Source organism: Runella sp. SP2 (assembly GCF_003711225.1).
In the GTDB taxonomy this organism is placed as follows: domain Bacteria; phylum Bacteroidota; class Bacteroidia; order Cytophagales; family Spirosomataceae; genus Runella.
In genome coordinates, this window is the sequence record NZ_CP031030.1 from 3,712,105 (window position 1) to 3,726,420 (window position 14,316).

General features: G+C 46.8%; 2 protein-coding genes. Both read right to left on the minus strand.

All coding sequences use genetic code 11. The features are described 5' to 3' along the window. Positions 1 to 114: 114 nt before the first annotated feature. Positions 115 to 10,068, minus strand: coding sequence for a glycine-rich protein (locus DTQ70_RS14825; RefSeq protein WP_164490041.1), 9,954 nt, complete (start codon positions 10,066 to 10,068; stop codon positions 115 to 117). A gap of 354 nt (positions 10,069 to 10,422) precedes the next feature. After that, complete coding sequence (locus tag DTQ70_RS14830) at positions 10,423 to 13,962, minus strand: T9SS type A sorting domain-containing protein (protein ID WP_122931529.1); 3,540 nt, start codon at positions 13,960 to 13,962, stop codon at positions 10,423 to 10,425. Between the last annotated feature and the right edge of the window lie 354 nt (positions 13,963 to 14,316).

A 14,316-nucleotide genomic window follows, 5' to 3' on the forward strand; every position in this document is an offset into this window, starting at 1 on the left:
AAATCGCTTCGTAAAATTTACTAACGACATAAAAAAACGGACGACTCCCGCCTTGGGAATCGCCCGTTTCTGTACTGCTAGTTGTCTGTATTCGACAGCTAAATCGGTCTTTTATTACTGAATTTTCAACACTTTCAAGGTTGCCTGTTTGTCAGGCGTGGTTACCTTCAAGAAATACATTCCCGTTGGCAACTCACTCACCCCAAACTCCTCTTGGTGCGTGTTCGTCTCAGGTCTAAATTGACGACTCAACACCTCACGACCCGCAGCATCAGTCAATGTAGTCTGCACCATTTGCCCCTTGCTGTCTTGCACTTTCAAACGCAGAATGTTGGTGACGGGGTTAGGGAGAACAGTGGCGAAGGCTCCGTTATCGGTTAGCTGTTTTCCGTTATCCGACCCTTGCACTTTGCCTTTTGCCATTTCTCTCGCTGCGCCTACGCCTACCCCGTCTTTCGACTGGATTCTGAACCAATATTCTTGGTACGCCAGCACATTCCCTTGAGGCTTCCGCGTCGAGGGATAAATACTTCCCCAACCCTTCATGTCCCAATAACGAATACTCAATTTGTACAAGCCTTTTGGTAAACCTGAATCATAAACATTTCCTCCCGCACCATTGTCGGCGTAGAAACCATACGCGGGGTGGTTGGGGCCGTATAGCTCCGTCCAACCCTCGCGGTTGGCATACATAAAGTAGGGCGCATTATTCTCGTGCGTGTTGAAGGAGCGAATCACGCCCATCTCAGGCGTCGCCAACATATCGAACGTCAACGAACCCGTCGTCCCCAGTCCACACGCATCCGCATGAATCGTCCAATAACGAGGTGCCATTTTATTCACATTCTCAACGTAGTACAACGTCGGAGACTGCTGCGTGCTTTGATCTAACTCTGGCCCGCCATCGGCAGTAATAAATTGACTACTCCACGCCGCGCGGTCGTTAATCTTTGTCGCCGACTTAGACTCTCCAATGTTGATCAAACTCACCACAAATGCCTTCCAAGATACCTCTTTACGGTTACTCTCAGCACTCTGACATCCGCCCTCAAAAACGCACTTCGCCCAGTAACTCTGCTTCGTTACGTTGCTAAATGCTACCTCAAAACTTGGCGTAGTTACCCCTGTGTTCCAGCTCGTTGTACTTCCTGCTGGACAGTTGGCCGAAACCGTCACCGTTGTTCCTGTACACACCACATCTTGCGATGCCGTCACCAAAGGCGCTACATGGACTGGTATCACCGTAAACGTCACTACATTACTCTTCTCACTCAAACAGCCATTTTCGGCCTGACAACGAGCGTAGTACGACGTCGTTTCACTCGGCGTTTGGACGGGAAGCGTTGACAGAGAGACGTTGGTTGAAGCATTGTACCAGATGGTCGTCAAACTTCCACAACTTGTACTGCCACTGAAAGATAATGGCGTTCCACAACCACTCGTCACATTCAGGCTTGCCACAGGTACTTGAGACAAACTTGTAATGCGCAAACGAATTACACCCGATTCCGTCTCTACACACGATGCCGTACCGTCCGACTTACGACAACGTACCCGATAATTATGGTAATTGCCATCCACCAACTGCGTCGGTACAACTCCGCTGTACTCGCCTCCGTCCACCGAATAAACCACCGTTTCTCCCGTTGCGCAGGTCGCTTTGAAGTTCAGTTCATTGCCTTCGATGTTACAAATGTCTTTCGTCTCTCCCGCTGCCACGGTCACCCCGTCCGCCAACAGAGACACATTCTGAGGAACCGAAGCACGGTAATTAATCGTCAACTCAATCGGTGACGTATAAGTCACGGGACAACTCACATCACAGGCCGCTTGGTAGCGGTGCGGTTGGTTATTGGATAATTGGGTAACTGGGGCTGTCGCTGACCATTCGCTCCATGAACCACCTCCCACTTGTACTCGCCAAACTGGATTTCCCACTACACATAAACCCGAAACTGTAAACTGCAAACCGTTAACAGGATTCGCATCTGTGTCGCAGAAAACTTGTGTATTGCCTTCGTTCAACGTCTGTTGTAACGTATTCAGTACGATTGTAGGTTTCGTCTGCACAGTAACCACCGCACTACCACTCTGAGTTTGAGAACAGTTGGCATCACGCACACTTACTAACGTATAAGTATAAACTCCCTCTGTGCTTGTACTTTGATTTACTGTCGCACTCGCACTTCCGCCCGTTGTCGTGACTGTCTGTACACTGCCTCCATTTACTTGATAGCTAAATGTATAGGGTGCAACGCCGTTACTTCCCGTAAACGTCACTGTCACCGCAGAACCGCCCTTGCAAACTAACGAAGTACCACTAACAACTGCCGTCGGCAAGGCGTAATTAGTCACCGATGCACTGCCTGTCATCGAAGTCGTACAACTCGTAATCGTGTTGGTCGCTACTACCGTGTAAGTGCCCACATCTGTCTGATTCCCAAACGATATAGCACTGCCTGTGCCACTCAAAGCATTGCCTATTAGCACATCACCTTTCTTCAGTTGGTAACTTACCCCAGTTTCCGAACCGCTCAAGCCTACCAATACGCCCGAGCCACCTGGGCAGAAACTGCCACCGCCTGTGACACTAAATAATGAGGGTAAGGTATTGATTGTTACGACCGCATTGCCTGACATACTCGAAACACAACCTCCCGTGGCGGTCGTTGCCTCTACCGTATAGAGTCCCGCTTGCGTCTGATTTCCAAACGAGATAGCGTTGCCCGTTCCTGCTACTACACTGCCTACATTCATGTTGTCTTTCTTGAGTTGGTAATTCACACCTGTTTGCGAACTCGACAAGCCCACCGCTGAACCGATACCGCCTGCACAATACGCGCCACCGCCTGTTACGTTGTAGGCTGTCGGTAAACTAATCACCGTTATTTCCACGCTACCTGTCATGGCTTGCGTACACGTTACCGTACTGGGCTGCGCTGCTGCACCCACACCAATCCGCGCTGGGACGGCACCGCCCGTTTTTTTGGCTTCTACCGTGTAGGTGCCTGCAACAGACTGATTGCCAAACGAAATCGCCGAACCTGTCCCTGCTACAGCACTGCCTACATTGACACCGCCTTTCTTCAGTTGGTAACTTACCCCAGTTTCCGAACCACTCAAGCCTACAACTACCCCTGAGCCGCCTTGGCAGAAACTACCTCCACCTGTGACATTGTAGGCCACAGGCTGCGCTACTACGCTCACGACCACATTACCACTCATCGTCGCTATACAGCCTCCCGTGACAGTCGTCGCTTTTACCGTATAGAGTCCCGCTTGCGTTTGATTTCCAAACGAGATAGCACTGCCTGTGCCTGCTACTACACTGCCTACATTCACGTTGTCTTTCTTGAGTTGGTAATTCACACCTGTTTGTGAACTCGACAAACCTACCACCGAACCGCCACTGCCTGCACAATAAGGGCCGCCGCCTGTGACGTTGTAGGCTGTCGGCAAACTACAGACTGCCACCGTAATCTCATTGCTCGTAGCCATCGCTGATGAAGCACAAACATCACTACTGGTCATTTCAACCTTAATCTTATCTCCATCGGCCAACGTAGTAGTCGTTAAAGTTGCTCCTGTTTCATTCGGAATTGTTACGTTATTCTTTTTCCAAATGTAGGTAGGCGTTGTACCACCGTTGGTCGGTGTTGCGGTAAAAGTCACACTTGTGCCAGCAGTGATACTACCGCTTGGATTGGCAGCAATCATTACCGATGGAGTTACAAAATCTGGCAAGGTAACTCGTTCATAAGCTCCCATATCAACGTTCGTATGTTGGATACGAACATTTTGAAGTAAATCCAACGTAGCAGTTGCTTTGGCATTATTTCCAGTGTTAAGGGCTGGTGAGCAACCTCCTAAGGCTAAACCATCGTCGATAGTTGCATAGAGATTATCTGCTCCGTCAGGATCACTTGTATTCACAAACAACGGATTGGCATTTGAATTGCCTGTACCCGCCACTATCGTAGCACCTTGTACAATACTGTATGAGATTGTAGGCGTAGAAGTACCAAAATCAATCTGTTGCTGGGCTCCGCCAGCAGCAGAGGTATTATTCCACAAAATACTATTGCTAATCGTCACTCCATTGGGAGCATAAATAGCCCCGCTAGTCTCAGTTGCACTCGTTGTTGAGTTACCATAAATAGTATTATTGGTAATGGTAGCAGCAGACGAATTGAGATACAATGCTCCTGCTTTTTGGCTTGCTTGGTTATTGACAAACAGACAGTTCTCAAAATTAGGAACCTCTTGACCTGTATTTTTGTCTTGGTAAACAGCTCCACCGTTGGTTGCTGTATTATTAGCAAAAACACAACGTTTAAAATCAATAGCAGTGCTACCATTGAAAAACAAATAGATCGCTCCTCCTTTGACTGCACCCGTATTTGAGATAAAACGACAATCGGTAAACGTTGAAGAATTACCACCAAAGTTATCAATAACTACAGCTGCACCAGCGGGATTTGTCCCTGTCCCTTTGTTATTGATAAAAGTACAATTTGAAATAAGAGAGTTGTTATTGTAAGTAAGGAGATACATCGCTCCACCATAAGGGCTACTGTTGTTTTCAAAAGTACAATTGTTAATGGTTACCGTACTTTCTTGACTATTTAGTCCACCGCCACTGTTGCGATAAAAAATATACCCTTCTACTCTAATTGAACCTGCAGAGACTGAGCTCGTTGTTCCGTTTGCTATTTTAAGTCCATCCAGCACCGTACTTGGCCCATCTTCAACCGAAACAACTACGTGGTAACAGTTATCAGAGGCATCGTTTAGGTTACCAATATCACCACTCAAAATAGTTACGTTGGTCGCTGGGTTTCTTTGCGTACGCTCAGTCTCAGTACCAACAAAGCCGCCGTAAATTGCAATTCCATCTTTTAGATAAAAAGCTTTATCCCGTGGGTCTGTTGGTGACGCATTACCCGACGGATCTTTGGCAGGAATATAGGTACCTGCTGCTACCCAGATTTCGGTGACACCACATTCATTGTTGATAGCGGCTTGTAGGTCGCTCGTTGCATTGGCCCAAGAAGAACCATTACCCGTTCCCGTTGGAGTTACGTAAATACGGTTCGTAATATTTTGACAAGCATTTGTTACAACCATCGTAACCTCATTACTCGTGGCCGTCGGAGTGGAAGCACAAGCATCGTTACTCGTCATCACACAGGTAATCTTATCGCCATTGACCAAAACCGCATCAGTATAGGTTGCACTATTTGTGCCTACATTGTTTCCGTTTTTCTTCCATTGATAGCTTGGTGTGGTACCGCCATTGGTAGGCGTAGCGGTAAAAGTGACACTTGTACCGGCCGTGATGCTACCGCTTGGGTCGGCCGTGATGGAAACGGAGGGCGAACAACCACCTACTGTGAAGGGTGAACTGTCAATAAAATGATCAAAATCGGGATTGCTCACCTCGAATATACGCCCCGTGCCGATGGCTCCTAATTCAAATTTCAACGAGAAAACTGCCGACGTCTGACTGGGTTGCCACGTAATGGTATTGGCACCACCCTGACCATTGCTTACGGCCAAATATTGTGAAATATCCGTATCGTTGCTAGGAGTACCACTGTAAAGCAGTGCCACATACTTTTCTCCAACGATACCCCCAGTAACCGTAGCCGTGATAGGCTGACCGACGGTATATGTGGTTGAAGCGGGCGACAGGGTTAAACCCAAGGTAGGTTTGGGCAAAATCTCAAGGTTAGTAATACTCGCATAATCAACTGGATTAGAGGCGTTTGTTTCTTCTACATCAAATACTCGACCTGTGCCTAACACTCCCGTGCCCGCCACAAATTTGACGATGAACCAGCCACTGGTTTGGCCTGCTGGCATGGTAAATGTATTGCCCGTACTCCCCGTACTGTTAGATACATAAGCCAAGTCCAGAAAATTGGCTGCGGGATCATTCGGATCTCTATCATATAGATTTAGGGTGTATTTGTTGCCAGGAGTCCCCCCTGTCACAGTCACCTTTACACTTTGAGCGATGGTATAACTTGGCGAAACGGGGCTGATAGTAACGCCCATTGCCGAGATTTGAGCCTGTCTAGTTGCTGAGACTGGCACGTCAGCAGCTGGGGTTGTTAGTGGACAGCCCGTACCCGTTACCTCAAAGGTAGTAGTGTAAGCAGGCTGCCCAGCTGTGCCAAGTACCTGAATCGTATAGGTTCCTGGAACGGTAATAGTACCAGTAGTGAGATCTGGCTTGTCAACGACGCCGCTACCTCGATAGGGAAGGATATTGTCGTAATTACCTGGCCCAGAAATCAGAAAACGTACCCCTGTTCCAGTAAAGGTTACTTTGCCAGGACAGTTTGTCGGCCCAAGCACTAAGGAGCTAATGTTTTTGACATTAGGAAGGTTGCCAGCTTGCGTCACGGCCATCGTAATTTCGTTGCTCGTCACTGGGGTTGTAGAGGCACAGGCAGCGTTGCTCGTCATCACACAGCTAACCTTGTCACTATTGGCCAGTGCCGCATCCGTGTATTGGTTGCTGTTAGTACCTACATTGTTCCCGTTCTTCTTCCATTGATAAGAAGGTGTTGTGCCACCGTTGGTAGGTGTAGCTGTGAAAGTCACGCTTTGTCCCTGAGTGATATTGTTTCCTGGGCTAGCCGTGATATTCACCGAGGGGGTAACTGAGGCTGTAGGAGTCACTACGGCGGCTACCCGCTGCGTGCTGATACATCCTTGTCCCCAGGTAAGAGTCAAGATCCCATTTCCATCATTTTCTCCCTGTGTATGGACGACATTGCTGCAAAGGGTGGGGTCAGTATAACTGCTACCACCGCCGCCGCCACCTGTGTAACCGCTAACATTCTCGCCACCGCCGCCGCCGCCGTAGTAGCCACCACCACCACCAGGGCCATAATAATCACCAACTTCAGATCCTTTACCACCCAGACCAAGAGTACCAGCATAGCCGCTCCCTATATACCCGTATCCACCAGCACCACCCTCCGTTTGGGTGCCACCGCCGCCGCCTTTAGCATTATTATTATACTGCGTACCACTTTGGCCAATCAGACCACCGCCATTACCACCTTTTTGATCCCCTGAACCGCCTCCACCACCAGCCACAACGACCCGATTGGTAAGGGCTGTACCGCCAATGCGAATGTCGGTTGCGCCACCTCCGGCACCATTATAAGTACTTATTGTACTGCCACCGCCGTTATAGCCACCAATATCCTCATACCTTCCCGTGGGCAATCCACCCACAAAGAGGTTCAGCACCTGTCCCGGTGTTACCTGAAGGTCAGTGGTAACGCTACCGCCTTTTCCAGGAGTACTGCCATTGTAATCGCCGTTACTACCGCTGGCACCTTTAGCCACTACGGTAAGTTTGGTTACACCCGCTGGAACGGTAAAAGTTTGCATCCCGCCAGTAAAGCCAAAAGACTGCGTTCCGAAAGTGACCCCGTTGACCTGGGCGTAATAGGTAGTAGGAGCCGTTGGGCTAACGCTAAAAGTAGCTCCACTGGCCGAGTTGCCCAGCAGTGTTCCACTTGTGTTGGCGTTGTACCAATCAATGGAACCATTAACGGCCGTGGCTGATAGGGTAGATGGACTGCCAACGCAGCCTGGAACGATGGTCCCCATAACGGGCACTTCGCCTGATACAGTGGAAACAGTGCCAGTCATAGTGGCACTGCAACTACCAGTTGGGCTCTTTGCCAAGACGGTATAGCTACCCAAATCAGTGATGCCTTTAAAAGTTAATTCGGCACCCGTACCGACCAAAGGCACACCTACTAGGCTGCCATTTTTGTTGAGTTGATATGTGTAATTAATTTCTGAGCCAGCAAGGCTGAGAGTAGCCCCGAGTCCCTCGACACAAGTGTTGGATGAAGAAAATGTAAAAGTAACCGGCGTACTGCACATGGTGCTGTAAATTTTACCATCATTACTAATAGACGCATAAATGCCGTTACCGTAAGTCATGTTCAACAAACCAAACGACAAATTAGTCGGTTTGCCGGCCCAGCAGATGCCATTAGAAGAAGTAAGCACATCCCCTGGCGTTTCAGAGTATCCATCGGTAACGATAAACTCGCCGTTCAGGAAGTCTATAAAACTTAGAAAGTCGGTGGCACCCGTGTTTTGAGGAGTCCAGTTGATCCCATTGACTGAAGTAAGAGCCTTTCCATCCGAACGAACCGCTACAAATTTTCCATTCCCGAAGGTAACGTCCACACTGTGATTATCGGGAGAAGTTACGTCCCACAACTGCCAATTAATAAGGTCATTGGAAGCGATTACCACATTACCCAAGCCAGACGCTACCCAAGTATCATTGCCATAAGCCACCCCCCTATAGACCACATTGGAAATATTTTGGGAAATTGTTGTCCAGGTAATACCATTATCTGTGGATTTAGCTAATCCACCTCCTCCTACAACAACCCAGGTGCCATTAGCATAAGCGATATCATTCAAGCCAGATTGTAGAGGAACAGAGTGATTTGTCCAAGTCACTCCATCTGGAGACGTTTGAACGATTCCATTCAGTAAACGGCTACCGCCAACGGCGACAAACTGGCCATTAGCAAAGGTAACATTCTGAAAACCATTGAAATACGCAGAAACAGAAACGGCAGCGTGTGTTTGTTTGGTCCAGTTGACACCGTCTGTTGAAGTAAAAATATACCCTTTTGTACTTTCGTAAGCGTGGGCCATTACGGCAACAAACTTCCCATTGCCATAGGCCACCCCTCCACCGTCGAAATCATCCACAGTAGTGATATTCGAGACTTGCTCGTAAAAAGTTGAAGAGAAGGGGCTAGGAGGAGTGCACGGGTTCACCGTCATAACAATTTCGTTGCTTGTGGTAGGTGAAGTACAGGTAACGTTGCTTGTCATCACACAGGTGATCTTAGCCCCATTGGCTAAATCCGTATCGGTATAAGTGGCACTGTTGGTACCAACATTGTTGCCGTTCTTTTTCCACTGATAACTCGGGGCAGTACCACCGTTGGTGGGCGTAGCCGTGAAAGTGACGCTCGTGCCAGCAGTAATGCTTCCGCTTGGGTTGGCAGCGATGGAAACGGAAGGGGCGACACTGGGAGGTGTACAAGTGCTCACCGTCATGCTAATTTCGTTGCTTGTAGCCATAGCTGGTGAGGCACAAGTAGCGTTGCTTGTCATTGCACAAGTGATCTTAGCCCCATTGGCTAAATCCGTATCGGTATAAGTGGCACTGTTGGTACCTACATTGTTGCCATTCTTTTTCCACTGATAGCTCGGGGCAGTACCACCGTTGGTGGGCGTAGCTGTGAAAGTGACGCTCGTGCCAGCAGTAATGCTTCCGCTTGGATTGGCAGCGATGGAAACAGAAGAGGTGACAATCGGATTAAGGACTACGGTGATAGAAGCCCCCGCACATGCCTGTCCTGTTATTGGTAGCCAGCCATCTACAGGAGGAGTATTTGATGTACTCAAATTTTGAAAAACAGTCCTATCCGCAGATGTACTGAAGATATACCATCTATCAGTACCCCAATAAATGTCATTTCCATCTTCATCATAGATGTCAGGTTTACCGCCGTAGGTTTGCCCAATATCCCTGTAGGTACCACCTATGGTACCACAATCCGTAGTAACGGTATAGCAAGGCCCTGCGGCAATACACTCACCTTGACTCACTGTAACATCCAGTGGAGCGTTGTCAGCACCGCAGGATGTTACTCCATAAGAGAGCCATCCACTTGTTGGAGGAAAATCGCCCGATGATGAGGTATTGTAGGCAATGTCTTTACTATTGGAACGAATATACCACTTTTTGTCCGAATGAAAGTATATCCTGCCATTTCCCGTGCTGGAATAGAAACTGGCTCCACTTTTTACATATTGACCTGATTCTATGCTTGTACAAGCGCTGGCAACCTGGATGCAGGTTTGGGCCATTGTCCCAGTAACGAATAAAAGCCCAAACAAGAGCAGCAGTACAAAACTACCGCGAGGAATTAAGGAGGATAGATTTGGTAGCGAACCATTTCTACACCTCCAAAGTGTTTGATAGATGTTTTTGTTCATTGGTTTAATAAAAAATGAGTTGGGTAAAATGAATCGAAATAGATGCCTTTTTCCTAAGGTGTTTACTTTTGTAAGAAGCCAGACAGTCATAGGAAGATTTCAAAAGTAAAAAGGCTGGCTAGTAGAAAGGAGGCCGATTTTGTGAACTTCACGAAACGGGGTTATTACTTCTTAAACACCGTTTTCCAGTACACAAAAACTCTACTTCAACCGTTGAAACCGACAAATCGGTTATGACAACAATTTAGGTTCATTAGTGACATATAAGTTCTGATTTAACTCAAAAAACAAGGGTCGCTGAAACTTATCAGCGACCCTTCATCAATGTTTCTAACATCTTCTACTGTTCACCCATTAAAGCTTCACAACTTTTAAAGTACTTTGGAAAGCTTCTGATTTCACCCGCAAGAAATATATTCCCGTTGGCAACTCACTCACCCCAAACTCCTCTTGGTGCGTGTTCGTCTCAGGTCTAAAATGGCGGCTCAACACCTCACGACCCACTGCATCAGTCAACGAAGTCTGCACCATTTGCCCCTTGCTATCTTGAACTTTCAAACGAAGAATGTTGGTGACGGGGTTGGGGAGAACAGTGGCAAAGACACCCTTATCGGTTAGCTGTTTTCCGTTATCCGACCCTTGCCCTTTGCCTTTTGCCTCTTGCCCATTTGCCATTTCTCTCGCTGCACCCACGCCTACCCCATCTTTCGACTGGATTCTGAACCAATATTCTTGGTACGCCAACACGTTGCCCTGAGGCTTCCGCGTTGAGGGATAAATACTCCCCCAACCCTTCATGTCCCAATAGCGAATACTCAACTTGTACAAGCCTTTTGGTAAACCAGCGTCATAAACGTTGCCGCCTGAACCATTATCTTCATAAAATCCATACGCAGGATGGTTTTGCGCATATAACTCCGTCCAACCCTCGCGATTGGCATACATAAAGTACGGCGCATTGTTCTCGTGCGTGTTGAAGGAGCGAATCACTCCCATCTCAGGCGTGGCCAACATATCAAACGTCAACGAACCCGTCGTCCCCAATCCACACGCATCCGCATGAATCGTCCAATAACGTGGTGCCATTTTATTCACATTCTCAACGTAGTACAACGTCGGAGACTGCTGCGTGCTTTGATCTAACTCTGGGCCGCCATCAGCCGTGATAAACTGACTACTCCACGCCGCGCGGTCGTTGCTCTTTATCCCCGATTTACTCTCCCCAATATTAATCAAACTCACCACAAATGCCTGCCAATAAACCTCTTTACGATTACTCTCCGCACTCTGGCAACCGCCCTCAAAGACGCACTTCGCCCAGTAACTCTGCTTCGTGATATTGCTAAATGCCACCTCAAAACTTGGTGTGCTTACCCCTGTGTTCCAGCTTGTTGTACTTCCTACTGGGCAGTTGGCCAACACCGTCACCGTTGTTCCTGTACACACCACATCTTGCGATACTGTCACTATCGGCGCTACATTAACAGGTGTTACCGTAAACGTCACTACATTACTCTTTTCACTCACACAGCCGTTTTCCGTCTGGCAACGAGCATAGTAAGACGTCGTCTCACTTGGAACCGTCGAGGGAAGACTCGATAATGCAACGTTCGTGGTGGCATTGTACCAAACCGTCCGCAAGCTCCCGCACGATGATTGCCCACTAAAAATTGAAGCGGGGGTACAGCTTGTTGTTGGCGATAATGATACAGTAGGCGCAGCTGGAATACCTACCAATTTTAACCGCATCACTCCCGATTCACTCTCCACACACGATGACGTACCGTCCGATTTACGGCAGCGTACGCGGTAGTTATGAAACTGATTGTCAACCAATCCCAAGGGAGCGCCCGCGCTGTATTCGCCACCATCGACTGAATAAAAGGTTACTTCCCCTGAACCACAATTGGCCGTAAAAGTAATGGGACTGTTGGTCAGACTACACACTTCTTTGGTTTCCCCCGCTGCTACTGTCACCCCATCCACCAATAGCGATACATTCTGAGGAACCGAAGCACGGTAATTAATCGTCAACTCAATCGGTGACGTATAAGTCACGGGACAACTCACATCACAGGCCGCTTGGTAGCGGTGCGGTTGGTTATTGGATAATTGAGAAACTGGGGCTGTCGCTGACCATTCGCTCCATGAACCACCTCCCACTTGTACTCGCCAAACTGGATTTCCCACTACACATAAACCCGAAACTGTAAACTGCAAACCGTTCACTGGATTCGCATCTGTATCGCAAAAAACTTGTGTATTACCTTCGTTTAACGTTTGTTGTAACGTATTCAGTACAATTGTGGGTTTGCCCTGTATTGTCACTACTGCACTACCTGTTTGAGTTTGATTACAAGCATTCGGCGAACCCTCTTTTACACTAACTAAACTATATTCTAACGTCCCTACCGCCGTCGTAAGTACGTCTATACTTGCTACATTAGTACCGTTCTCAGTAGTTATCTGAAATTCATTTCCTCCATTTAACTTGTAAGTAAAAGTATATGGAGCCGTACCTGATGCTCCTATAAAAGTAATTGTGTGGGAGAGACTTCCCTTACAAACCGTAGCGTCCCCTGTAATTGTTGCCGTGGGGAGCGGCTTCACCGTCACACTACTTGTCGTAACACTACAGCCCATAGCTGTTTCTGTAAAAGTAAATGCCACACTTCCTGCCGATACACCCGTTACTACTCCCGCATTACTCACAGTCGCTTTGCTGTTGTCGCTACTCACCCAAGTACCTCCATTGGTAGGACTCAATGTAATTGTACTACCTGCGCATACAGTTTCAGTGGGTGTACTTACAATAGGTAAGGAATTTACCATGACACTACTTGTCGTAGCACTACAGCCCGTAGCTGTTTCTGTGAAGGTAAATGTCACACTTCCTGCCGATATACCCGTCACTACTCCCGCATTACTCACAGTCGCTTTGCTGTTGTCGCTACTCACCCAAGCACCTCCACTGGTAGGACTCAATGTAATTGTACTGCCAACGCATATACTTGTGATGGATGCGCTGACAGTAGGTGGTGGATAGTTAGACACCACAACTGGATTATTTTCATAAGTAGCTTCGCAAGATTTATTATCTTGTAAACGTACTTTGAGGGTATAATTTCCAGCTGCTAAACCCTCAAATGTAGCACTGCTTTGCCAACTAGCCCAATCGTTTATAGTATATTCTAAACCCTCTGCCACTGTAGTATTTACAATGATAATACCCGTTGGACTATCACATTTTGATTTTACAACGGTTGGGGCGGTAAATTTTGGTGGGTCGCATTGAGAATTACCAATTGTAATAGATGCCGAATGCAGCTGTCCCGCTTCTATTGTCTCAACGTCATAAACTTTAATCGTCCAATCACCGTTTCGGGTAGCCCCCACCAAAGATGCTAAAGTACCTACGGGCTTCGTATTACACGAAGATGGTAAAAACGTACCGCCAGGAATAGTAATATTATTCTGGCTAGGAAGTTGATTGGTAGCATTTTGGCTGATTGTAATGACATTTGCACTTACAAAATCGGAATTACTGTAACATTGAGTTCCAATCGTATTTACAATGGTAATTTCTGAACCACCTGGAGGAATGATGCCAATTTTAATATCCCCCGCCCATTTATGCCTAATGGCGAAACTTACTTGCACCTCATTGGCATCAGCAACCGTTCCAGAAAGCCCTGACACAGTAATTGTCTTGGAAATAACTCCTCCATCAGGAATACCAGCAGGAAGGCCAGTGGCGGAAAATGTCTGTGCAATTAAAATAGACGTACCACAGAACCAAAAGAAGCATGAAAAAATAGCACATTTTAAATAAAACCATTTTCCCCTAAAAAACAAAGGTGTTTTCAAAAAACGGGAATGAGTAAAATTACGCATAGAACAAACAAATTTATTTTTGACCAATAACACATTAAAATTATTTTATATACTTCATTAAAAAGAATTCAATACACATATTTTTATAAAACTATTTTTTATTATTTTTTGCATTATATAAATTTCATTGTTGATAAATATTTAATATCATCACAATAAATCCGAATTAAAAACAATATTTTCACCAAGCACATGGATATTTTTATCAAAATTGTGTTTTGTATATTTCAAAATAAAGAAAAAAATAAATAATCCTTGAATAGCAACTTTTTTTACACAAAACTTATCATTAAATTCATTAAATGCCCAATTATTACTAAACTTTAATTCTCAAAATAAGGGCCGCTGAAACTT